At 71.0% G+C, this 22451-nt stretch carries 21 protein-coding genes and 1 pseudogene; 15 read left to right on the top strand and 7 right to left on the bottom strand.

Annotated features, from left to right (window positions below):
- Positions 1 to 17: 17 nt before the first annotated feature.
- Positions 18 to 713, top strand: coding sequence for an HAD family hydrolase (locus AB0873_RS21990; RefSeq protein WP_366601784.1), 696 nt, complete (start codon positions 18 to 20; stop codon positions 711 to 713).
- A 17-nt stretch (positions 714 to 730) separates the two neighbouring features.
- Positions 731 to 1486, top strand: a complete 756-nt coding sequence (locus AB0873_RS21985; protein ID WP_366601749.1) for a DUF4184 family protein — start codon at positions 731 to 733, stop codon at positions 1484 to 1486.
- 385 nt (positions 1487 to 1871) lie between these two features.
- Here AB0873_RS21985 and AB0873_RS21980 read toward each other — a convergent pair whose 3' ends face one another.
- From AB0873_RS21980 to AB0873_RS21965, 4 genes are all read right to left on the bottom strand, one after another.
- Entirely contained in the window at positions 1872 to 2141 is a 270-nt protein-coding gene (locus tag AB0873_RS21980) for a hypothetical protein (protein WP_155331337.1), read from the bottom strand.
- Between the two features lie 47 nt (positions 2142 to 2188).
- Entirely contained in the window at positions 2189 to 2620 is a 432-nt protein-coding gene (locus AB0873_RS21975) for a hypothetical protein (protein WP_155331338.1), read from the bottom strand.
- A 171-nt stretch (positions 2621 to 2791) separates the two neighbouring features.
- Positions 2792 to 3496 (bottom strand): VOC family protein, encoded by a 705-nt coding sequence (locus tag AB0873_RS21970; protein WP_366601747.1) that lies wholly within the window; start codon positions 3494 to 3496, stop codon positions 2792 to 2794.
- Positions 3497 to 3648: 152 nt separating this feature from the next.
- Positions 3649 to 4227 carry a DsbA family protein gene (locus AB0873_RS21965; protein ID WP_366601746.1) on the bottom strand — a complete coding sequence of 193 codons (579 nt, stop codon included), beginning with the start codon at positions 4225 to 4227 and terminating at the stop codon, positions 3649 to 3651.
- A gap of 235 nt (positions 4228 to 4462) precedes the next feature.
- Between AB0873_RS21965 and AB0873_RS21960 the strand changes: the two genes are divergently transcribed.
- From AB0873_RS21960 to AB0873_RS21930, 7 genes are all read left to right on the top strand, one after another.
- Positions 4463 to 5749 (top strand): ABC transporter substrate-binding protein, encoded by a 1287-nt coding sequence (locus AB0873_RS21960; RefSeq protein WP_366601744.1) that lies wholly within the window; start codon positions 4463 to 4465, stop codon positions 5747 to 5749.
- Positions 5746 to 6744 carry a sugar ABC transporter permease gene (locus AB0873_RS21955; RefSeq protein ID WP_366601743.1) on the top strand — a complete coding sequence of 333 codons (999 nt, stop codon included), beginning with the start codon at positions 5746 to 5748 and terminating at the stop codon, positions 6742 to 6744. The genes AB0873_RS21960 and AB0873_RS21955 overlap by 4 nt, the downstream gene beginning before the upstream one ends.
- A 1-nt stretch (position 6745) precedes the next feature.
- Positions 6746 to 7579 carry a carbohydrate ABC transporter permease gene (locus AB0873_RS21950; RefSeq protein WP_366601741.1) on the top strand — a complete coding sequence of 278 codons (834 nt, stop codon included), beginning with the start codon at positions 6746 to 6748 and terminating at the stop codon, positions 7577 to 7579.
- A gap of 9 nt (positions 7580 to 7588) precedes the next feature.
- Entirely contained in the window at positions 7589 to 8794 is a 1206-nt protein-coding gene (gene ugpC / locus AB0873_RS21945; protein ID WP_366601739.1) for a sn-glycerol-3-phosphate ABC transporter ATP-binding protein UgpC, read from the top strand.
- A 262-nt stretch (positions 8795 to 9056) separates the two neighbouring features.
- On the top strand, positions 9057 to 9917 hold the full coding sequence (locus tag AB0873_RS21940) for a hypothetical protein (protein WP_366601737.1): 861 nt from the start codon (positions 9057 to 9059) through the stop codon (positions 9915 to 9917).
- Between the two features lie 129 nt (positions 9918 to 10046).
- Positions 10047 to 11024 (top strand): aldo/keto reductase, encoded by a 978-nt coding sequence (locus AB0873_RS21935; RefSeq protein ID WP_366601735.1) that lies wholly within the window; start codon positions 10047 to 10049, stop codon positions 11022 to 11024.
- 178 nt (positions 11025 to 11202) lie between these two features.
- Entirely contained in the window at positions 11203 to 12081 is an 879-nt protein-coding gene (locus tag AB0873_RS21930) for a helix-turn-helix transcriptional regulator (protein WP_366601733.1), read from the top strand.
- A 56-nt stretch (positions 12082 to 12137) separates the two neighbouring features.
- On the opposite strand, the gene AB0873_RS21925 is transcribed toward AB0873_RS21930, so the two are convergent.
- On the bottom strand, positions 12138 to 12338 hold the full coding sequence (locus tag AB0873_RS21925; RefSeq protein WP_366601731.1) for a DUF397 domain-containing protein: 201 nt from the start codon (positions 12336 to 12338) through the stop codon (positions 12138 to 12140).
- On the bottom strand, positions 12326 to 13126 hold the full coding sequence (locus AB0873_RS21920) for a helix-turn-helix transcriptional regulator (RefSeq protein ID WP_366601730.1): 801 nt from the start codon (positions 13124 to 13126) through the stop codon (positions 12326 to 12328). Before AB0873_RS21920 ends, AB0873_RS21925 begins: the two co-directional genes overlap by 13 nt.
- A gap of 231 nt (positions 13127 to 13357) precedes the next feature.
- Between AB0873_RS21920 and AB0873_RS21915 the strand changes: the two genes are divergently transcribed.
- On the top strand, positions 13358 to 13534 hold the full coding sequence (locus AB0873_RS21915) for a hypothetical protein (protein ID WP_366601729.1): 177 nt from the start codon (positions 13358 to 13360) through the stop codon (positions 13532 to 13534).
- A pseudogene (locus AB0873_RS21910) lies at positions 13531 to 13879 on the top strand (hypothetical protein). Before AB0873_RS21915 ends, AB0873_RS21910 begins: the two are co-directional and overlap by 4 nt.
- A gap of 4 nt (positions 13880 to 13883) precedes the next feature.
- Here the strand turns inward: AB0873_RS21910 and AB0873_RS21905 are convergent.
- A complete protein-coding gene (locus AB0873_RS21905; protein WP_366601728.1) occupies positions 13884 to 14993 on the bottom strand; it encodes a winged helix DNA-binding domain-containing protein in 1110 nt (369 codons plus the stop codon).
- A gap of 328 nt (positions 14994 to 15321) precedes the next feature.
- Between AB0873_RS21905 and AB0873_RS21900 the strand changes: the two genes are divergently transcribed.
- From AB0873_RS21900 to AB0873_RS21885, 4 genes are all read left to right on the top strand, one after another.
- Positions 15322 to 19422: a Pls/PosA family non-ribosomal peptide synthetase gene (locus AB0873_RS21900; protein WP_366601726.1), complete on the top strand. Its 4101-nt coding sequence runs from the start codon at positions 15322 to 15324 to the stop codon at positions 19420 to 19422.
- A gap of 69 nt (positions 19423 to 19491) precedes the next feature.
- On the top strand, positions 19492 to 20301 hold the full coding sequence (locus AB0873_RS21895; RefSeq protein ID WP_366601724.1) for an arginine deiminase-related protein: 810 nt from the start codon (positions 19492 to 19494) through the stop codon (positions 20299 to 20301).
- Positions 20301 to 21059: a BPL-N domain-containing protein gene (locus AB0873_RS21890; protein WP_366601723.1), complete on the top strand. Its 759-nt coding sequence runs from the start codon at positions 20301 to 20303 to the stop codon at positions 21057 to 21059. The genes AB0873_RS21895 and AB0873_RS21890 overlap by 1 nt, the downstream gene beginning before the upstream one ends.
- Entirely contained in the window at positions 21056 to 22444 is a 1389-nt protein-coding gene (locus AB0873_RS21885) for a heparan-alpha-glucosaminide N-acetyltransferase domain-containing protein (RefSeq protein WP_366601721.1), read from the top strand. The genes AB0873_RS21890 and AB0873_RS21885 overlap by 4 nt, the downstream gene beginning before the upstream one ends.
- Positions 22445 to 22451: the final 7 nt, after the last annotated feature.

Raw genomic sequence — 22451 nt, 5'->3', positions numbered from 1 at the left:
GCGACGTGACGGGTGACGTGGTGATCGAGCCGGGACGGGTACTGGTCTTCGACGCCGATGACACGCTCTGGGAGAACAATGTCCTGTTCGAGCGGGTCATCGACGACTTCCTGGCGTGGGTGGACCACCCGACGCTGGACCGCACCGAGGTCCGCGCCATCCTCGACGACATCGAGCGGGCCAACGCCGTGACGCACGGTTACGGCAGCAAGGTCTTCCTGCGCAGCCTGGGGGAGTGCTTCCAGCACCTGCGGGAGCGGCCGGCCACCGAGGCCGAGCAGCGGGAGATCCAGGACCTGGCGGTCGCCCTGGTCGAGCACCGGGTGGAGCTGATGCCCGGCGTGGCCGAGGCGTTGGACGAGCTGGCCGGCCGCCACGAGCTGCTGTTGCTCACCAAGGGCGAACGGGAGGAGCAGCAGCGCAAGCTCGACGCGTCCGACCTGCTGCACCACTTCCGGGCCGCGCACATCGTGCCGGAGAAGACCGTCGACACCTACCGGTGGCTGGCCAAGGAGCACGACTTCGACCCGGCCGACGCCTGGATGATCGGCAACTCCCCGAAGTCGGACATCCTGCCGGCCCGCGCGGCCGGGATGAACGCCGTGTTCATCCCCAACGAGAACACGTGGGTGCTGGAGCACGACGAACTGGACGCCAGCGACCCGAGTGTCCTGCACCTCGCCGCGTTTCCGGACCTGCTGCGGCACTTCTGACCCGGTAACCTCCCGGCGTGCCGCTGACGTTTCCGTCCCATCCGGCGGCGGTCCTGCCGCTGAAGCTCTGGCGACCCCGCTGGTTCGACGGGGTCGCCCTGGTCACCGGGGCGGTCTCGCCGGACGTGGCGTACCTGTTCACCGGCACCGCGTGGGATCTCCCGCGGACGCACACGGCCGCCGGGCTGCTCTGGTGGTGCCTGCCGGTGGCCCTCGCGTACGCGTGGGTCGTCCGTCGTGCGGTGGCGGTGGTCGCCCCCCACCTGCCGGCCGGTTCCCGCTTCCGGTGGACGGACTACACCGCGCTGACGGCGGTCCGGCATCCCTGGTGGATCACCGCCGGGTCGGCGCTGCTCGGCGCGATCAGCCACGTCGTGTGGGACCGGGTCACCCACACGAACTGGCTGGGGGCCCTCGGCGTCGACTGGTACGGCGCCACCGGTGTGCACTGGTGGACGGTGTCGGATCCGGCCAGCACGCTGCTCGGCGCGGTGGTCACCGTCGGGGTCGCACGTCGGGTTGCGGACCGCCGTGACATGCTGACGGAGGCACCGTCGGCGGTGCCGGCCCGCCGGGCGGTGTTCGTCGCGGTAGCGGGGGTGGTCCTCGCCGCCGGGGTGGCGGTGGTGCCGCTGCTGCCGGCTGCGGAACACATCGCTCCGACCGGCGTACGGCTGCTGCACGCGCTGGCGTGCGCCCTCCTCGCCGGCGGGGTCGCGGCGACCGTCACCGGCCGCGCGCGTAGTGGTCGCCTCGACCGGAAACAGCGCTAGGTGGCAGTGGCGCGTTACGTCGACATGCCGCTTTTCACCTTGGCATCAATCACGCTTCCACGGCCGGTGCGAACCTTGTTTGCGCTGCGAAAACGCGCCTAACCTGATCCGGCGCTCACGGCTCTTCGGGGTGAGTCGGAGCGCGTGCGGTCCGGTTGTGGGCACCGTGGAGCTGAGTGCAGGCGGGCCGGCTCGCTGTGGTGGGCCCGGCGTGGGCGGCGTGCCGCGCCCGCGCGTCCACCATGGCGATGTCCGCTACCACACCGGACGGCGGAGGGTCAGGGCCGGGTAGTTGCGGACCCGGTCCTGACCCATTTTCGATGCCCACCGCCGACAGCTCGTCGAGGCAGTTGATGAGAGGCAGGGCGGGTCCGGCCGCCGGGCGTCAGCTGCCCGCGCCGCGGACGATCGCCACCGCCACCCGGCAGAACTCCTCCATGTCCGGGTTGAAGCCGGCCGCGATGTCGGGGTGCAGGCCGGCGCGGGTCTCGTCCAGCAGCCGCTGGCAGACCTGCTCGACCGGCTCACCGGCGTAGCTGGCCCGCACCCGTTCGGTCGCGGCCTGCAACGCCGAGGTCAGCTGATCCTCCAGCGGGCCGCGCAGCTTCTCCTGCACCGCGTCGCGGGGATCCAGCGTGACGTGTGGTTCCGACATCGGCGCTCCCTTCCTCGGCGACCGCGGTACCCCACCGCGGCCGTCGGTCAAACCGCGGCCGGTACGGCCGCCACCCGTACCTGGTATGAGAAGTTCTCCGCCGGTTCCTCCGTGTACGACAACTTCCGGATCTGCCGGTCGTCGTCGTAGAGGGCGACGTCCACCAGGACGCCGAGGTGGGCCAGGCCGATGCTGCCCACCCGCTTCTTGTCCTGGAGCACGGCGCACACCCCGCCGAGCAGGGTGCTCGCGTCGGAGGTGCGGTGCCCCGGCGGGCAACGCAGCACGAGGTCCACCTCGATCGGCCCGGACAGCGGGGTCCAGCCGGTGCGCTGGGCCGCCGTGCAGGCCGCCTGGAGCAGGGCGCGGACCCTCGTCGCCTGCCGATGCCCGGCGGCGAAGATGGACAGCGCCTCGGTCTTGACCGGTGGCAGGCCGCTCACCTCGAATGTCAGGGCGAGAGCGCGGGTGTCCTGCACGACGGCACCTCCTCGTTGGGGACGATCCTGCCCAACCGGGGCGGCGGCGGTGGGAGTTCCCGCGAGAACCAACCGATCGGGCGGGCCGGGGTCGGCCGAGGCGTGTCGACGTCGGTGGCGAACGCGCAGGTAAACGCTAGTCCACCCGGTGGTCGCCGGGTAACCGTCCGCTCACTCGGTGGGACGGGGCGGGAAGGCGCAGAACTCGTTCCCCTCCGGGTCGGCCAGCACCCACCAGCGGGTCTGGTCGGTCGGCTCGCGCAGCAGCGTGGCACCGGCCCGGATCAGGGCGGTCGGCTCCGGGTCGACCAGGTCCACGTCCCAGTGCATCCGGTTCTTGACCGTCTTGCGCTCCGGCACCGGGTTGAAGATCCATTCGTCCCACGGGAAGCCGGTCGCGCCGACCAACGAGGCCGCGTCCCAGCCGGTAATCTCCACCTCGCCACCGAGCACGCCGGCCCACCAGCCGGCCAGTCGCTCCGGTTCGGCGCAGTCCACCACCAGCTCCATCGGCCCCGGCCGGGTGTCCGGCCGGCCGGCGAAGGCGCAGAACTCGTTGCCGTCCGGGTCGGCGAGCACCCACCACTCGATCTCCTCGTCCGGCTCGCGGACGATTCGCGCTCCGGCCGCGACCAGCGGCGCCGGGTCCGCGCCGGCCAGCCGCAGTTCCAGGTGTACGCGGGTCTTGCCGGTACGCGGCTCGCTCACCCGGTTGACCCAGATCGACTCGGCGCCGGAGCGGGCCGCCCGGGGATCAACGCGGGTGTCCCCGTCCCCGGCGTCCACGACCTCCCCGTCGAGCACCCGCCCCCAGAATTCGCCGAGCACCTGGGCGTCGGCAGCATCGAGACACAGATCCTTGAACCGCGCGATCACGGCTCCATCATGCCGACCCGCCGCCCCGCCGCCGCCGCCGCCGACCCCGGCCCGGCCCGGGCGCGCAACCTCAGGGAAAGTGCTGTCTCGTCCGCACTCGCGCGGCGAGGGGACATCTTCCCCGAAGTTGCGCGGATCCTGCCGCGGGTGGTTCAGTGGCGGGCGCGTTTCAGTTCGTGGAAGGTGGGCAGGCGCATCAGCGGGACGGTGCAGTCCCAGATGGTCAGGGCGTCGTCGGTGCCGGGCACCTCGGTCAGGATCGGCCCGTGCAGGCCGCGCTCGGCGCCGGGCAGCATCAGCACCGGCGAGCCGGCGTCCGGGCCCACCGACGTGTACGCGAGCGTGTGCGACTCGCGTACCGCCGCGTCCCAGCGCTCGTCGTCGAGCGCCGCCGCCGCGCCGCCGAGCCCGGCCGCCTCGACGGCCGCGTCCACGATCTTCGGGGCCGGCCGGTTGCCGGCGTCGTGCGTGCGGGTGCCCAGTTCGGCGTAGAAGTGGCCCGCGTCGTCGTGCCGCCCCTCGGCGCGCAGCGCCTCCACCAGGCGCAACGCCCGGCTCGAGGCGGTCATCGCAGCGGCGCGTTCCGGCGGCACGTTTCCCTCGTTGAGGAGGGCCAGGCTGAACGCCCGCCACTCGATGCGCAGGTTACGGGCGTCGGCGACGGCCACCAGCCAGCGGGACGTACGCCAGGTCCACGGGCAGGCGGGGTCGAAGAAGAAGGTGACGTCCATCGGGCGAGCGTACGGGCGCCCGTCCCGGCCCGCAGCGTGGTGATCTGCGCCACACCGGGACGGATCGTGGCGCTCCGGTTGCCGTCAGGTTTCGGAACTTCGCAGGTCGGGCAGTGTTCAGGCCACGAAACGCCCGGGGCGCGACGCACCTGTCCGGTCGGCGCCCCGTCCGTCTCGCCGTGCGCCGGGGCACGGAGCCTTCCCCCGGCTTTGGCCGAGAAGGAGGGGAGGGGTGATGAGCGACTCTGACCAGGCCCGACGGCGACGTCGACCCCGCGCCCGCGCGGTCGCCGCCGCCGCGGCGCTGACGTTGGTGGCGCCCATGGCCGCCTGCGGGACCGGCGGTGCCGGCGGTACGCCCACGATCAACCTGTACTACCCGCCCGAGCAGAACCTGCAGAAGGTCGTCGACGACTGCAACGCCCAGGCGCAGGGGCGGTACCACATCGTCTACCGGGTGCTGCCCCGGCAGGCCGACGAGCAGCGGGTGCAGATGGTGCGCCGGCTCGCCGCCGAGGACACCGGCATGGACGTCCTCGGCCTCGACGTCACCTGGACCCAGGAGTTCGCCAGCGCGGACTGGATCCTGGAGTGGACCGGCGAGAACCGGGCCGAGGCCGAGCGGGGCACCCTGGAGGGCCCGCTGGAGACCGCCCGGTACGAGGGCCGGTTGTACGCGGCGCCGAAGAACACCAACGTGCAGCTGCTCTGGTACCGCAAGGACCTGGTGCCGGAGCCGCCGAAGACGTGGGACCAGATGATCGCGGCGGCCCAGCAGCTGAAGGAGCAGGGCAAGCCGTACCAGGTGCTGACCATGGGCGCGCAGTACGAGGGCCTGGTCGTCCTCTACAACACCCTCGCCGAGAGCGCCGGCGGGCGGATCCTCAACGACGACGGCACCGAGGCGGTGATGGACGAGGGGACGGTGCGAGCCCTCGACCAGCTCCGGCGCTTCGCCACGTCGGGCGTGGCGTCACCGTCGTTCAGCAACGCCACCGAGGACCCGGTGCGGCTGCAGTTCCAGTCCGGCAACGGCGCCTTCCAGGTGAACTGGCCGTTCGTCTACCCGGCGATGCAGGAGGCGAACCCGGACCTCGCGACGCAGGTGAGTTGGGCGCGGGTCCCGGGGATCGACGAGGGCACCCCGAGCAAGGTGACGATCGGCGGGGTGAACATGGCCGTCAGCGCGTACTCGGAGCACCCGGAGGAGTCCTTCGAGGCCGCGAAGTGCATCCGTAACGAGAAGAACCAGAAGTTCTCCGCGATCAACGACGGTGTGCCGCCGACCATCGAGAGCATCTACGACGACCCGGAGATGACCGAGGCGTACCCGATGAAGGACACGATCCTCGAGGAGCTGAAGGACCCGGCGGTGCGCCCGCTGACGCCGGCCTACCAGAGCATCTCCACGGTGACCTCGGCGATCCTCTCGCCGCCGTCGGCGATCGACCCGGAGCAGACCGCGGACGAGCTGCGCGCCGCCATCGCGGACGCGCTCGAGTCGAAGGGGGTCCTGCCGTGAGTGTCAACGCCACCCCGGCGGGCGCGGACGTGACCGCCGACGAGACCGCCACCCGTAGCGGGCGGCACGCGGTCGTGCCCGCGCAGCGGGCCAACCGCCGCAACAGGAGCCCGCTGAGCGAGAACAAGCGCGCCGAGCGACGGCTCGGCTGGCTGCTCTGCGCGCCGGCCGCGCTGGTCATGGTGCTGGTGACGGCGTACCCGATCCTCTACTCGGTCTGGCTGTCGATGCAGCGCTTCGACCTGCGCTTCCCCGACCAGCGCGAGTTCATCGGGCTGGAGAACTACGTGACCGTGCTGACCAACGATTTCTGGTGGACGGCGTTCGGCGTCACCGTGCTGATCACCGTCGTCACGGTCGCCGTCGAGCTGGTGCTCGGCATGGGGCTGGCGCTGATCATGCACCGGACGCTGGTCGGCCGGGGGATCGTCCGGACCGCGGCGCTGATCCCGTACGGCATCGTCACGGTCGTCGCCGCGTTCTCCTGGCGGTACGCGTGGACGCCCGGCACCGGCTACCTGGCGAACCTGTTCAGCGAGGGCGCGCCGCTGACCGAGCGGGCCAGCTCACTGGCGATCATCATGCTCGCCGAGATCTGGAAGACCACGCCGTTCATGGCGCTGCTGCTGATGGCCGGCCTGGCCCTGGTGCCGGAGGACCTGCTCAAGGCGGCCTCCACCGACGGTGCGACGGCCTGGCAGCGGTTCACCAAGGTGATGCTGCCGGTCATGAAGCCGGCGATCCTGGTCGCCCTGCTGTTCCGCACGCTGGACGCGTTCCGGGTCTTCGACAACATCTACGTCCTGACGTCCGGGGCGAACGAGACGTCGTCGGTGTCGATGATCGCCTACAACAACCTGATCCGGGGTCTGAACCTCGGCATCGGGTCCACGATGTCGGTGCTGATCTTCATCACCGTGGCGATCATCGCCTTCATCTTCGTGAAGCTGTTCGGTACCGCTGCCCCCGGCAGCGACGACGGGGAGAGGCGTTGACATGGCGGACACCACCACCAAGGCCAGGCTGCGCTGGGGGCTGCTCGACGTCCTCGTGGTCGTCTTCGCGCTGATCCCGGTGCTGTGGATCGCGTCGCTGTCGTTCAAGACCCCGGCCACGCTCACCGACGGGAAGTTCATCCCGCGCGAGTGGACGCTGGACAACTACCGGACGATCTTCCAGACCGACCAGTTCGTCCGTGCCCTGGTCAACTCGATCGGCATCGCCCTGATCGCCACCCTGATCGCGGTCGTGCTCGGTGCGATGGCCGCGTACGCGATCTCCAGGCTGGATTTCCCCGGCAAGAAGCTGCTCGTCGGCGTGTCGCTGCTGATCGCGATGTTCCCGCAGGTGTCGCTGGTGTCACCGCTGTTCGAGATCGAGCGGCAGCTCGGCCTCTTCGACACCTGGCCCGGCCTGATCCTGCCGTACATCACGTTCGCCCTGCCGCTGGCCATCTACACGCTGTCGGCGTTCTTCAAGCAGATCCCGTGGGACCTGGAGAAGGCGGCGAAGATGGACGGCGCCACGCAGGGCCAGGCGTTCCGCCGGGTCATCGCGCCGCTGGCCGCGCCGGGGCTGTTCACCACGGCGATCCTGGTCTTCATCTTCTGCTGGAACGACTTCCTGTTCGCCATCACGCTGACCTCCACCGAACGGGCCCGTACGGTGCCGGTCGCGCTGTCGTTCTTCACCGGCGAGTCACAGTTCGAGGACCCCACCGGGGCGATCTGCGCCGCCGCCGTGGTGATCACCATTCCGATCATCCTGTTCGTGCTCTTCTTCCAGCGCCGCATCGTCTCCGGCCTGACCTCCGGCGCAGTCAAGGGATAGGTGGTAGTCGTGGCTGACATCGTGCTCGACAAGGTGAGCAAGAAGTTCCCGGACGGCACCGTCGCGGTGGCCGACGTCGACCTGGAGATCGCCGACGGCGAGTTCGTCATCCTGGTGGGACCGTCCGGCTGCGGGAAGTCCACCACCCTCAACATGATCGCGGGCCTGGAGGACATCAGCTCCGGCGAGCTGCGCATCGGCGGCCAGCGGGTCAACGACAAGGCCCCCCGGGATCGGGACATCGCGATGGTGTTCCAGTCCTACGCCCTCTACCCGAACATGACCGTCCGGGAGAACATGGCGTTCCCGCTCCGCCTGCAGAAGCTGGACAAGGAGACCATTAACCAGAAGGTCGAGGAGGCGGCGAAGGTCCTGGAGCTGACCCCGCTGCTGGACCGCAAGCCGGCCAACCTCTCCGGCGGCCAGCGGCAGCGGGTGGCGATGGGGCGGGCGATCGTCCGCCAGCCCAAGGCGTTCCTCATGGACGAGCCACTGTCCAACCTCGACGCCAAGCTGCGGGTGCAGATGCGGACCGTCGTGTCCCGCCTGCAGAAGCAGCTCGGCACCACGACCGTGTACGTGACCCACGACCAGACCGAGGCGATGACGCTCGGCGACCGGGTGGTCATCATGCGCGGCGGCGCGGTGCAGCAGGTCGGCCCGCCGCAGGAGCTGTACGACCACCCGCGCAACCTCTTCGTCGCCGGGTTCATCGGCTCGCCGGCCATGAACTTCCTCCACGCGGCCGTGCAGGACGGCTCGCTGCGGACGGCGCTCGGCGACGTGCCGCTCGGCGACCGGGTCCGCCGCCAGCTCGACGACGCGGACGCCCCGCGCGAGCTGATCCTCGGCATCCGGCCCGAGCACTTCGAGGACGCGGCGCTGGTCGACGACGACACCCGCCGCCGGGGCATGGAGTTCGAGGCGCCGGTGGAGATCGTCGAGTCGATGGGCTCCGACAAGTACGTCTACTTCGGCGTCGAGGGGGAGCGGGCCAGCGCCGCCGAGCTGGAGGAGCTGGCCGCCGACGCCGGCGCCGACTTCACCGGCGGGGGCGCGAGCCTGGTCACCCGGCTGTCGGCCGAGTCGGCCGTACGCGAGGGGGCGAGCCACCGGGTCTGGTTCAACCTGGAGAAGATCCACCTGTTCGACCCGAACACCGGCCGGAACCTGACCCTGCACGAGGGCCGGGCGGCGGGCGCGCTGGCCGACTGACCGGGAGGGGTCGGCTCCGTCGAACGGATGGCCAGTTGTCCTCGTCTGCGAATGCGTGTGACAGCTGGCCATTCGCCGTGTTCGCGAATCGGCGGAGGGCAACCCCCTGACCCTGGACACCTCGCGCGCCCCTGCGGCCGGGCCGCCGCGTCGCTGATCGACAAGTTGACATAAGTCGATGTGTATGAGCTCATGGCGGCTACCGACGATTGGAGTGGCGACCATGAGACGCGGACTGGCCCTGTCCATTGCGGTCCTTCTGATGAGCACCGGCGCCGCCGTCACGACGACCGGTGTCGCCGCCGCCGCAGCCGAGGTGCCGGCGCCTCCGGTGATCACCATTGCCGGTCCGGCGACGCCCCGCCCGGCTCCGGCGGTGATGTCGACGGCGGCGGTGAGTGCGAAGATCCACCATTACAACATCTGCAACGCCAAGCGGGAGGCGTGCACGATCGAGCAGGCCGCCACCGCGCGGGACGTCCTCGTCTGGATGGCGGTGGCAGACGGGGCCTGGTTCATCTCCGTCAACGAGATCTGTGTGACCTCGTTCCGGACGCTGGCGGATCGGTTGAACAGCGCCGGCACCTTCGTGGTCAGCAAGCAACGGGAGACCAACTGCGGGAATCAGGAGTTCGGCAACGCGATCTTCCATCCCGGCGGGGTCCGCCAGGACGGGCGGGCCTGGTTCCTGTCCAACCCGGGCAAGACCTGCACCGACGCGGAAACGGAATGCCGCACCATGCTCTGCCTGAAACTCGGCACCTACGCGGGCCCCATGGGGCAGTGCACCTCGCACCTCGGCGCCGGAAAGGAAAGCGACACCATTCACCAGGCCGCCGAGTACATCTGGAACGCGACGGCCTGGATGGAGCCGGGACGCCGATTCTCCCTGGCCGGCGACTTCAACCTGACCCGGGACAAGCTGCCGGGCGCGTACGGCAACATGGTGGACCTGGTCCTCGGGGACACGTTCCCCACCCGTCCGAAGACGAACCGGCAGATCGACTACATCTTCGTGCAGGCGTTCGGCAGCCACACCTACAAGAGCGCGTACTGCCCCACCGACGCCAGCGACCACTGCTACACCTCCGGCCAGTGGCGCCCCCTCGACACGTGGTCGTGATGCGGGGTGCTTGACCGCGTCGCCGAGATGGTGGGCTCTTCATGGCGCTGGCAACTGACCGGTCATCGACGCGGCATCGGGGTGGACTCGTAGTACCTGGAAAGACAGGAACTCCCACGACGTCAGGACGTGGCGCTTACTGGACGCGGGCTCTGCCTTTGCCCTGAGGCCCAACTCCGGAATGAGAGAAGAAGGAGCGTCATGACCGCTGCACCTCTGCTCACCCTGAACAACGGTGTCACCCTTCCGGCGCTCGGATTCGGTGTGTTCCAGAGCGCGCCGGAGGAGACCGCGGCGGCAGTGGAGGCCGCGCTTGCCATCGGTTACCGCCACGTCGACACCGCGGCCGTCTACTCGAACGAGCGCGAGGTCGGGGAAGGCATCCGTCGTTCGGGCATCGACCGATCCGAGGTCTTCATCGAGACGAAGGTCTGGATCAGCGACTACGGCTACGAGCAGACCCTCCACGCGTTCGACAAGAGCGCGAGAAAGCTGGGCGTCGACCAGATCGACCTGCTGATCCTGCACCAGCCGTTGCCCTCGGCCTTCGACAAGACCGTCGCCTCCTACCAGGCGCTGGAGAAGCTCCTCGCCGCCGGCAAGGTGCGTGCGATCGGTGTCTCGAACTTCACCACCGACCACCTCAAGGCCCTGCTCGAACGCACCGAGATCGTGCCCGCCGTCAACCAGATCGAGCTGCACCCGTACTTCGTTCAGCGCGACATGCAACAGGCGCACGCGGAGCACGGCATCCTCACCCAGGCGTGGTCGCCGATCGGCGGCGTCACCTTCTATCCGGACATCCTCGGACTGGCCCCCGAGAACCGCACGAGCACGCTCACGGAGCCGGTGATTCGCGGCATCGCCGACGCGTACGGCAAGACCGCCGCGCAGGTGATGCTCGCCTGGCACCTGCAGCAGGGACGCTCGGCGATCCCGAAGTCGGTCAAGCCCGAGCGGATCGCCGAGAACTTCAACGTTTTCGACATCGTGCTCGGCGCCGGCGATATGGCGGCGCTCGACGCTCTCGACAAGGGCGTTCGCAACGGCCCCGACCCGGAGGCCGTCACGCTGGAGATCGGCAACTGGCCGATCCCGGAGGCGTGACAAGCACACCACCCCTCGCAGCTGCTGGGCAGGGGGCTCGCCGTCGGCGCGCGTCCCCTGCGCAGCAGCACTGCGGGAGGTTGCCGCAGGGTGGCTGCCCTTCGGCGCGACAGCAACTGAGGTTCGGTGTAACGCCAGTACCTCCCTCACCGGGTTGCTCCTGAACTAGCCTCGGCGCATGAGTTTGCCGGACGACGTGCGTGACTTCTTGACATCCCGGCGCGCGAAGATCACACCGGAGCACGCGGGTCTCCCCGCCTACGGTGGAAGACGCCGTGTGGCGGGACTGCGCCGCGAAGAGGTCGCACTGCTGGCAGGCGTGAGCGTCGACTACTACAACCGTCTCGAGCGCGGGAACCTCCGCGGCGTGTCCGAGAGCGTTCTGGACTCGGTCGCACGCGTCCTGCAGCTCGACGAAGCCGAGCACACGCACCTGCGGGGCCTGGCGCGCGCCGCGAACGCCGCACCCGCCAAGCGTCGTCGCGTGAGCCCCCGCAGCGTCCGCCCGAGCCTGCAGCGTCTGCTGGACACGATGACGGAAGCCGCAGCCGGAATTCTGAACCACCGCTTGGACATCCTGGCGGCCAACCGGCTCGGACACGCCCTGTACTCCGACGTCCTCGGCGAGGCCGAGCAGCCGGGCAACCTGGCGCGCTTCGCGTTCCTCGACCCCCGCAGCAGGGACTTCTACTCAGACTGGGAAGCGACCGCCGCCGACACCGTTGCGATCCTGCGCTCCGCGGCTGGCAGCAACCCCTACGACCAGGATCTCTCGGACCTCATCGGCGAACTGTCCACGCGCAGCGAGCACTTCCGATCCAGGTGGGCAGCGCACCACGTCCGGTTCCATCGCACCGGCACGAAGCGGCTGCACCATTCCGTCGTCGGCGATCTCGCACTGTCGTTCGAGGCCATGGACCTCAGCTCAGATCCTGGTCTCGTGCTCCTGGCCTACACCGCCGAAGCCGGCTCCACCTCCGAGGACGGCCTGCGGATGCTCGCCAGCTGGGCCGCGACGCAGGAGCACCACACGAGCCGCATTCCGGACGAGCACTAAGGGTGGCTGCCGACGTCGCGATGTCCACCACTGCCGACCATGCGGGCCATCGGGAGTCAGTCCACCGGGCCGACGTGCTTTGCCAGATTCACGAAGGACTGCCACGACGAGGGGTTGAAGGTGAGGGTGCCGCCGTCGCGGTCCTTGGTGTCGCGCACCAGCACGACGTCCGGCAGGTTGTCGGCCACCTCGACGCACGACCCGCCGTTGCCGCCGGACCTGCTCGACTTGCGCCACCGGGGGATCAGTACATCCATGACTTCGCCGCTTCCTTGATTCGCTCGATCGACTTCCGGCGGGGGAGCGCCTCGTTGCGAACGATCTCCCACGTCTTGGCAAGCTTAGCGACATCCGCCGGGGCATCGACGATCTGCGCCTTGAGCTGATTGTCGGCGTGGGCCACCCGGGTGCCGTCGGGCAGTTCGGCGATGATGAACTGGCCGGCCAGTCCCAGGTACATCCCGGCATCCGGTGGCACCACGTGCAGTTGGACGTGCTCCAACGCCGCCAGCTCCACCAGCCGCTCGCACTGCTCCAGCATCAGCCCCGGCTGGTCGACCACCGGCCGGCGCAGCACCGACTCGTCCACCACCGCGATGAGCTGCGGCGGCTCGTCGCGGTCCAGGATCGCCTGCCGGTCCAGCCGGGACGCCACGTTCCGCTCGACCTCCTCGGCGGTGAACCGGCCGCCGCTCAGCGTGGCGCGGGCGTACCGTTCGGTCTGCAGCAGGCCGGGGAGGTAGGCCAGCTCGAACCAGCGCAGCGTGGTCGCCTCCCGCTCGAACTCGATCCACTCCCGCAGCCAGGGTGGCGCGGTGTCGAGCTGGCCCAGGTCGCGCAGCATCCGGGTGAACCGTTCCCCGGTCCGGTGGGCGCCGTCGACGGCCGCCATGTACTCCTTGGTGGGCGCCCGGCCGCCGGTCTCGACCGAGCTGACGTGCGAGCCCGAGTACCCGATGCCCCGGCCGAAATCCTCCTGACTGAGCCCGAGGCCGGCCCGGAACAGGCGCAGCTCGCTGATGATGTACCCGGCAGCGGTCCCCATCGATTCCCCAACTCCTGCTCGTCCTCGTCGACATGTCCCCCGTGCCTGCTCAACCGCTGCCCTGACCTGCACGGATGGCGGGAGCACGTATCGACCGTAGCGGTGTCCTCAGCAGACTGTCACTACGCGGACCCGCTTCGGTATCAAGAGGTGGACGGGGCGGGTCCTGCGGCCGGCCGCTCTGCTTCCCCCAGGGCAGAGCGGCCTCCTTCCACCACCGAGGAGGTCGATGTGCGTACCCGCTGGTTCCGCTGCCGCCACGAGGAGCCGCCGGCGCTGCCGCGACGAGTGCGGCGCGCGAACCTGCCGGCGTGGATGACGGAGCCGACCGCCGCCTACCCCCGCCCCGGCCGCGCCGGCTGGTTGACCCCGGCCCAGCGGTGGCGGGCGAACGGGGGCCGGTGGTGAGCTTCACCGACCTGCCGCAGCCGAGGCTCGGGCCGTACCCGGAGCACCCCCCGCTACCGCACCGAGCGCGTGCCGCCGCACACCCCGCTGCGGCCGGTGTGGGCGTGCCGGGCGTGTGGCCAGCCGTGGCCGTGCGCCGAGGCCCGCCTCCTGCTCAAGGCCGAGTTCGACGGGCGGTACCCGACCCTGTCGATCTACCTCGCCGGCCTGCTGTACGAGGCGATGCACGATCTCTACCACCTGAACCCGCACGACGGGCCGCGCCCGCGCGACCTGTTCGACCGCTTCGTGGGCTGGGGCCCGTTCCGCAGACCCATGGTGCGCCCGCCCTCGCTGCCCGGATGAGATGTCATCCGGACCAGACGAGACGCAGTGACCGGTCGAGGAAGGTGGCGTAGCGGGCCAGGGCCCGCTCCACCCGTGCCCGGACCCGGTCGTCCAAGGGGGCGAGCGGTGCGACGGTCACCGTCACCCGGGCCTTGTCGATCGTTCGCTTCCAGGTGCCCACCACCCGGCCGCCACGCACGACGGTGGCCTGGAAGACGCCGTTACCGCCGGGCACGATCGCGTTCATGTGCGCGGGATCGACCATGAGTGAGCGGTCCCGGTAGCCCAGCAGGTACTCGTCGAAGCCGGGCAGCACCAGCAGGTCGTCCACCGGGCGGGGAGCGGTGTCGAGCAGGACCGGATCGACCATCGCCGTCTCGCCGTCGACCAGCACCGGAGCGACCGCGTCACCGGCGGCGGCGAAGCCCCGGCGGGCGTCGGTGAGCGTCAGCCCCGTCCAGCCGGCGAACTCCCGGGCGGTGACCGGGCCGTGGGAGCGGACGTACCGGTGGGCGAGCGTCGCCAGGGCCTCGTCCCGCTCCGGCCGGTGCTGCCCCGGCGCCCACTCGTCGAGCAGGACGAAGGTCTGCTCGGCGCCGACGTTCGGGGCGAGACAGGTGACGCCCGTCAAGCTCGCGTGCGACAGCAGGTGGTAGCCGCGCTGCCCGGTGGTGCCGATGCCCGCCGCCTTCAGCGTCGCCAGGCACTGCGCGCGGGTCAGCCGGCCGCCGCCAACCAGCGCGCCCCCGAGCACCGCCACCGCCCGCTCGGCCTCGACCTCGGTGAGGCCGAGTTGCGCGCGGCGGGTGGCCTCGGCGGTCCGGACCCGGACGCCGGTCAGCTCCAGCATCCAGCGGGCGTCCCGGGCCGGGACGAGGTGGAGGGTGCCCCGCATCGGCCACGTGCGCAGCGCCTCCCGGCGTTCCAGCGCGGCGTGCACGTCGCTGTGCCGCAGCTCAGGCAGCCGGACGCCCAGCGACCACATGCCGCTCGCCAGGTCCTGGGCCTGCATCGCGCCGAACCACTCGACCACCTCGCCGACCGTCCGGAGGTGGACGGTCGGGTGCGGGCGTAGCAGCAGGCTGCTCATCCGCAGCGCGAGCGCGGCCCGTGCGGTCAGCTCCACGGCCATGGGGCTCCTCGGTCAGGGGGTCGGTACCACCCTAGGACCACCCCACTTGCCCGGAACCCGCCGGCCCGCCTCAGCCCCGCCGGCTCCGCGAAACGCTGATTGTGGCGTCAATCAGTTTTTCGCCGCCCGGGATGAAAGTGTCTGCTACCTTCATGTTGCTCTGCCGGCCTTACGGCGGATTTTCACCTTTCGTGAGTTATACGCCGTGGTCTCCATGCCTGCCGGCACTCCTGCGTCACCTCCCCGGGTGACCCGCCGAGTCCGGCACGGTCGTGGCTGCACGGCACATGTGTTCGAGACGTGTTCGGCGCAGGAGGTTGGCGGTTCCGTGCAGCAGTTCGGGTCCCTCGGCACGTCAAGGTCAACTGAGCGACCGGAGCGTCCCCCGGAGGCGGACGTCCGCCTCGTGGGCTCGGCGACCGGGTACTCGGCGACCGGGTACTCGGCGAGCGGGCAGCCGGACGGGCCTGCGGTCGCCGGCACGCGTTGGCTGCACCACGTGTTCGAATCCGCGTGCGATCGGACGCCCGCGGCCATCGCGCTCGAGTGCGGCAGCGCGTCGTTGACCTACCGCGAGTTGGACGAGCGCGCCAACCGGCTCGCCCACCGGCTGCGGACCCTCGGCGTCGCGAGCGGCTCCCGGGTCGCCATCCTGCTGCAACGCTCGGTCGAGACGTACGTGGCGTTGCTGGGCGTGGGGAAGGCCGGCGCCGCGTTCGTACCGATCGACCCCGAGTCCCCGGCCGACCGGGTCGCCTACATCGCCGAGGATTCCGATGTCGACCTGGTGTTGACCTCCTCGGCGCTCGCCGACCGGGTGGGGGACCGGCGCGCTCTCGTCCTCGACGAGCACGTCGCCGAGGTCGCCTCGGCGCCGAGCGATCGGCCGGACCTCAGCCGCGACGGCGTACCTGACCCCACCGCCTACGTGATCTACACCTCCGGCTCCAGCGGCCGGCCCAAGGGTGTCGAGGTCGCGCAGTCGAGCATCTGCAACTTCCTGGACGTGGTGCCCGGCGTGTACGACGTACGGCCGAGCGACCGGGTCTACCAGGGCATGACGATCGCCTTCGACTTCGCGATCGAGGAGATCTGGCCCACCTGGTCGGTCGGCGCGACGCTGGTGGCCGGGCCGAACGACTCCCGCCGCCTCGGCGCCGAGCTCGCCGACTTCCTCGACGAGGCGCGCATCACCGTCCTCTACTGTGTGCCCACGCTGCTGGCCACGGTCCCCCGGGACCTGCCCCGGATCCGGAACCTGCTCGTCGGCGGGGAGGCGTGCCCGGGACAACTGGTCGAGCGGTGGAGCAGGCCTGGTCGGCGAATTCTCAACACCTACGGTCCGACCGAGGCCACGGTCACCGCCACCTGGGGCGAACTGCTGCCCGGACGGACGGTCACCATCGGACGGCCCCTGCCGACGTACTCGGCGGTGCTGCTGGACGAGGAGCGGCGGCCGGTCGCCGACGGTGAGGTCGGCGAGATCTGCATCGGCGGCCCGGGGGTGGCTCGCGGGTACGTCGGTCGCCCGGAACTGACCGCCGACCGGTTCATCGAGCACCCCTTGGCGCCGCCCGGCAGCCGCCTCTACCGCACCGGTGACCTGGGTCGGATCACCGAGGACGGCGAGATCGAATACCTCGGCCGGGCGGATTCCGAGGTCAAGATCCGTGGCCACCGGGTGGACCTCGGTGAGATCGAGAGCGTACTGCTGGAGGACGTCGGGGTGGCCGAGGCCGTGGCCGCGCTCGTGCCGGTCGCCGACGGCCCGGACGCCCCCCGCGAGCTGGCCGCCTACGTCGTTCCGCTCGACGGCGACGAGCGCGGCTGGGAGGAACTGACCGGCCGGCTCTGCCAGACCCTCCAGACCCGGCTTCCCGGCTACATGGTCCCGTCCTTCCTGGACGTCGCCACCGCGCTGCCGACCATGCCGAGCGGAAAGGTCGACCGGAAACGGCTGCCCGCGCCGTGCCGCCGCCTCACCCGCTCCACCGGCCCGGTCGTCGCGGCCGCCGGCGAGTTGGAGGAGCAGGTACGCGCGGCGTGGGCGGAGGCGTTCGGCATCGAGCCCGAGGCCCTCTCGGTCGAGGCGGACTTCTTCACCGACCTCGGCGGGCATTCGCTGCTCGCGGCGCGGGTCGTGTCGCTGCTGCGCGCCCGCCAGGTCGGGGTGAGCCCGGCGGTCCGGGACCTGTACGCGCACCCGACCGTCCGCGGCATGGCCGTACACCTCGGCGCCGCCGAGCGGGCTGGCGGGACGACCGCACCACCCCGTCCCGAACCGCTGCGGCACCCCAGCCGGCGGATCGCCGTGGCCGGGTTCGGCCAGGGGGCGGTGATCTACCTGCTGTTGCTGGCCGTCACGCTGCCCGTCTCCTACGTCTACACCCGCAACGACGGCTTCGTGTCGGCCCGCGTCCTCGCCGAGCTGATGGTCGCGATCCTGCTCAGCTACCTCGGCGTGCGCTGGGTGCTGCCGGTGCTGCTGGCCCGGCCGTTGGCCGCGGGCATCCGTCCGGGCCGGTACCGGTTGTGGGGGCCGACCTACGTCCGGCTCTGGGCGTTGAACACGCTGCTGGCGATCGGGCCGCTGACCGTCCTGAGCGGTTCTCCCCTGATGGCGACCTACCTGCGGCTGCTCGGTGCCCGGGTCGGCCACCGGACCATCATCGCCACCAGCGCGATCAGCCTGCCGACCCTGGTCACCGTCGGGCCGGGCGCCTCGATCGGGTACGGCGTGTCGGTACGCCCGTGGCGGGCGGAGGACGGGTGGGTCGTGGTCGCGCCGATCACGATCGGATCGGGTGCCTTCGTCGGCGCGAACGCGGTCCTCGAACCCGGCGCCTCGGTCGGGGCGTACGCCGGCCTCGGTGAGCAGTCCGTCCTCGTCCACGGCGAGACGGTGCCGCCCGGAGCCCGCTGGGCCGGGTCACCGCCGGCCCCGACCACCCGGCTCGCCCCCACCGTCGAATCCATGCTCAGCTACCACCCCCTGCGCCATGGCTGGCGCCTGCGCCACGTCGCAGCCGGTCTGATCGGACTGATCGGCCTGGAACTCGGGACGATCGCGATGGTCCTGCCCAGCGTGGCGCTGGTCTGGTGGGTGCTGCTGACCCGGGGCCTGCTCGCCGGCCTGGTCGCGACCATTCCGGCCGGCATCGTCTACGTGCTGACCGTCTGCGCGCTGGTCGCCGCCGGCAAGCGCCTGGTGCTGCGACGGGTGCCGGTCGGCGTCCACCATCAGGTGCACTCGATGCTGGGCGTGCGCAAGTGGGTGGCCGACAAGCTGCTCGAAGCCAGCCTGACGTTCACGAACTCGCTGTACGCGACCCTCTACACCGGACCCTGGCTGCGACTGCTCGGTGCCAAGGTCGGTCCCGGCGCCGAGGTCTCCACCGCCGCGCACCTGGACCCGGACCTGCTCACCCTGGGATCGGACAGCTTCGTCGCGGACATGGCGAGCCTCGGCGCCGCGACGTTCGCCAACGGTCGGGTGGCGTTCCTGCCCACCACGATCGGCGACCGGGCCTTCGTCGGGAACGCCGCGTTCGTGCCGGCCGGCACGGTGCTGGGCGACGGCTCCCTGATCGGCGTCAGCACCCTGCCGCCCGACGCCGGTGTCCCGGAGGGCACCTCCTGGCTGGGCTCACCGGCGATGCACCTGCCGGTGCGCCAGAGCAGCGGAACCTTCTCCGAGGAGCAGACGTTCCGCCCGCCGCGCAGGGTGGTGGCCCACCGGCTGTTGGTCGAGTTCTTCCGCGCCACCCTGCCCGCGGCGGTGCTCGGGGCCAGCTTCTACCTGTATCTCTGGGCGCTCTCCTGGCTCGCCAACGGCCGCGACCTGCTCGTCCCGGCGCTGGTGTCACCCTTTGTCGCGATGCTGTCGAGCATCGCGGTGATCGCCTTCTGCGCGGCGACCAAGCGCAACGTCATCGGCACCTACCGCCCCCGCGTGGAACCACTCTGGAGCGGCTTCGTCCGCCGCACCGAGTTCGTCACCGGCCTCTTCGAGGCCGCGGCGGTCCCCGCCGGCGTCGGTCTCCTGGTCGGCACGCCGTTCCTGCCACCGGTGCTGCGCTGGTTCGGGGTCCAGGTCGGCAGACGCACCTGGATCGGGACCACCTACCTCACCGAGTTCGACCTGGTCGAGATCGGTGACGACGCGACCGTGGGCACCGAGGTGTCCCTGCAGACCCACCTGTTCGAGGACCGGGTGATGAAGATGTCGGTGGTCACCGTCGGTCCCGGCGCCACCATCGGCACGCGCGCGATCGTCCTCTACGACTCCGTGGTCGGCGACGACGTCTTCCTGGGCTCGCTCTCGCTGCTGATGAAGGGCGAGCACCTCATTCCCGGCACCCGATGGCGGGGGATCCCCGCCCAAGGGGTGCTCACCCGGGAACCCGCCGCCGCGCAACGGGCGGCCTGACACCCGTACGGCCGCGAGCGCACCGCCCGCAGCGAACCCATCCATCACCAACCGAGGACGACACTCACCATGAACAAGGCACTCCTGGTCTCCGACGCCGCGCACTTCCGGGTGGACTACGAGATCAACCCGTACATGCACACCGCGGTGCAGCCCGACCACGCGGCGGCGCTTCTCGAACACGAACGCATCGTCGCCGTCCACCGGGCGGTGGGCCGCCACATCGAGTACGTGCCGTCGGCGCCGGAGTGCCCGGACATGGTCTTCACCGCGAATGCGGCCCTGGTGCGGGGCGGTCGGGCTGTGCTGGGAGCACCGCCGCCGGAGCGCAAGGCCGAGCTGCCCTACTTCCAGGAGTGGCTGATCGACAACGACTACGAGGTGCTGGAGGCGCCGTACCCGTTCAGCGGCCAGGGTGACGCCCTGGCCTGCGGCGACCTGCTGCTCGCCGGATACGGACAGCGCACCGACCGGCGGATGCACGCCGTACTCGCGCAGGAACTCGGCTACGAGGTGGTGCCGCTGCGGACGGTGAGCCCGCAGTGGTACGACCTCGACCTGGCGGTCGGGGTCGTCGAGCCCGGGCGGGTGCTCGCCTACTGCCCGGACGCCCTCGACCAGCCGAGCCGGCACCGGCTGCGCGGGATCGGGATGGACCTGATCGAGGTCTGCGTCGAGGAGGCGGCCTGTTTCGCGCTCAACCTGATCAGCGACGGCACCACCGTGACGATGACCAGCGGGGCGCCCCGGTTGGCCGCCGCGCTGCGGGAGCGCGATCTGCGGGTCGTCGAGCTCGACACGACCGAGCTCGCCAAGGGTGGTGGCGGCGTCCGCTGCACGGCACTGACCCTCGACAACCCGTTGCCGGCGAGGTCGTGATGGCGACGGGAGGCATCGGGCGGCTGCTCGCCGCTGCGCGGAGGGTGACCGCCGGCCGCAACCTGACCGTACGTTCGCCGCTGCCCCGTTCGCCGTACCCGCCGGTGGCGCTGGTCTACCGGGGGCCGGCGACCGTGCCCGGCTGTCCGGAGGCCGTGGCGGCGCTGCTCAAGTCCAGCCGGTGGGGCTTCGACGTCCGGTACGTCGGCCCCGACGAGGTCCTTCCGCTGAGCCGTCAGGCCCTGGCCGGAGCGGCCCTCTACGCCCAGCCCGGGGGCGGCAGTCTCAAGCGCGGCTACCGGCACCTGAAGCGCCACCGCGACGAGATCCGGCAGTTCGTCCACTCCGGCGGGAGGTACCTCGGCATCTGCCTCGGTGGCTACCTCGCCGGGGCCACCCCGGGATTCGCCCTGCTGCCCGGGGACACCGACCAGTACGTCGGCTCCGCCGGCGCCACCGTCGACTCCGAGGAGGACACCGTCGTCCAAGTCTCCTGGTGCGGCCGGCGGCGGACGCTCTTCTTCCAGGACGGACCGTACTTCCGGCTCCGGCCGGACGCCGACGCCGAGGTCCTCGCCACCTACCTCAACGGTGCCGTCGCCGCGGTGGTCACCCGCTTCGGCGACGGCAAGGTCGGTGTCGTCGGCCCGCACCCCGAAGCCACCGACGACTGGTACCTCGACGCCGGCTTGCGCGTCCCCGACCGGCTCGGCGTGGATCTCGGCTGCGATCTGCTGGACGAGGTGATGCGGCCGTGACCCAGACCGTCCAGCTCAGCCGCGCCGCCGGCCGGGCCGGTGACCGTTCGCCGGCCGCGCCGGCCGCGCCGGCCGGGCCCGCCGGGCGTCCCCGGTTGCTCGGCGTGGACGCCGCCCGGGGAGTCGCCCTGTTCGGCATGATCGCCGTGCACTCGCTCTATGTGTCCGACGCCGCGGGGTGGCCGACCTGGTCGTTCACGATCTTCGGTGGTCGGGCGGCCGCCCTGTTCGCGGTGTTGGCCGGGGTCGGCATCGCGTTCATCACCGGCCGACGGCGGGTCCGCCCGACCGGCGGCTCGGGCCCGGCCGCGGCGCTCGGCGTCCGGGCCCTGGCGATCGGCGCGATCGGGTTGGCGCTCGGCTACACCGACGCGTCCCTGGCGTCGGTGATCCTGCCCGCCTACGCGGTGATGTTCCTGCTGGCGATCCCGCTGGTGTTCCTGCCGACCTGGTTGGTGGCGGTCACCGCCGTGGCCGTGGCCGCCGGTGCTCCCGTGCTTCGGCAGCTCCTGCTGCCGCGGCTGCCGGTGGCGGCCTACGAGAACCCGGAGTTCGCGGATCTCGTCGGCGATCCGGGCGCACTGCTCAGCGAGCTAGCGCTGACGGGGGAGTTTCCGGCGGTGACGTGGCTGGCGTACGTGTGCGTCGGCCTGGTGATCGGGCGGCTGACGCTGACCAGGCTGACGGTGATCCTCGGACTGCTCGCCACCGGAGTCGCGCTCGCCGCAGCGGCGCCGCTGGCGTCGTACGTCCTGCTGTACCGGTACGCGGGCTGGCAGCAGATCTGGCTGAACCAGCCGACGAGCGGGCTCACCGTGGCGGACACGACGGAGTTGCTCGCGTTCGGCGGTGACGGCAGCACACCCACCTCGACGTGGTGGTGGCTGGCCGTCGACGCGCCGCACACCGGCACGCCGCTCGACCTGGCCGGCACGATCGGGAGCGCCGTCGCCCTGCTCGGCGTCATGCTGCTCGCCAGCCGTGTCGCACACCCCTTCCCGCGACGGGCGCTCTCCCTGCTGCTGGTGCCCCTGGCCGCCGCGGGAAGCATGACGCTGACGTTCTACACCGCGCACATCGTGTTCATCAATTCCGGACTCGACTCCTTCGACCCGATGGTCGGATACGTCTGGCAGATCGTCGCCATCGTGCTGGTCGGGACCGCATGGTGGGCCACGGCGGGCCGTGGACCGTTGGAAGGGGCCGTGACGCTCCTCGCCCGTGGTGGCGGCCGACTGGCCACCCGGACGGTCCAGTCAGCCCAGCAACGCGCCGGCATGTCGATGTACCAGCGCGAGGAGACGGGCATGCTCACGAACCTCGCCCCGGAGCCGACCGGGCGCGAGGTCTGGGCCGAATGGCAGGCGAGCGGGGTGCGGCAGTGAACGGCAG

It is taken from the genome of Micromonospora sp. NPDC047707 (assembly GCF_040704235.1).
GTDB lineage: Bacteria > Actinomycetota > Actinomycetes > Mycobacteriales > Micromonosporaceae > Micromonospora.
Note: the sequence above shows the minus strand (reverse complement) of the source record. Positions and strands in the feature narration are given on the sequence as shown.

Coding starts and splice junctions, on each gene's coding strand:
- AB0873_RS21980 (WP_155331337.1), bottom strand. CDS start 2,141: ATGTCGGAACCACACGTCACGCTGGATCCCCGCGACGCGGTGCAGGAG.
- AB0873_RS21965 (WP_366601746.1), bottom strand. CDS start 4,227: ATGGACGTCACCTTCTTCTTCGACCCCGCCTGCCCGTGGACCTGGCGT.
- AB0873_RS21960 (WP_366601744.1), top strand. CDS start 4,463: ATGAGCGACTCTGACCAGGCCCGACGGCGACGTCGACCCCGCGCCCGC.
- AB0873_RS21950 (WP_366601741.1), top strand. CDS start 6,746: ATGGCGGACACCACCACCAAGGCCAGGCTGCGCTGGGGGCTGCTCGAC.
- AB0873_RS21940 (WP_366601737.1), top strand. CDS start 9,057: ATGAGCACCGGCGCCGCCGTCACGACGACCGGTGTCGCCGCCGCCGCA.
- AB0873_RS21930 (WP_366601733.1), top strand. CDS start 11,203: ATGAGTTTGCCGGACGACGTGCGTGACTTCTTGACATCCCGGCGCGCG.
- AB0873_RS21925 (WP_366601731.1), bottom strand. CDS start 12,338: ATGGATGTACTGATCCCCCGGTGGCGCAAGTCGAGCAGGTCCGGCGGC.
- AB0873_RS21920 (WP_366601730.1), bottom strand. CDS start 13,126: ATGGGGACCGCTGCCGGGTACATCATCAGCGAGCTGCGCCTGTTCCGG.
- AB0873_RS21905 (WP_366601728.1), bottom strand. CDS start 14,993: ATGGCCGTGGAGCTGACCGCACGGGCCGCGCTCGCGCTGCGGATGAGC.
- AB0873_RS21895 (WP_366601724.1), top strand. CDS start 19,492: ATGAACAAGGCACTCCTGGTCTCCGACGCCGCGCACTTCCGGGTGGAC.
- AB0873_RS21890 (WP_366601723.1), top strand. CDS start 20,301: ATGGCGACGGGAGGCATCGGGCGGCTGCTCGCCGCTGCGCGGAGGGTG.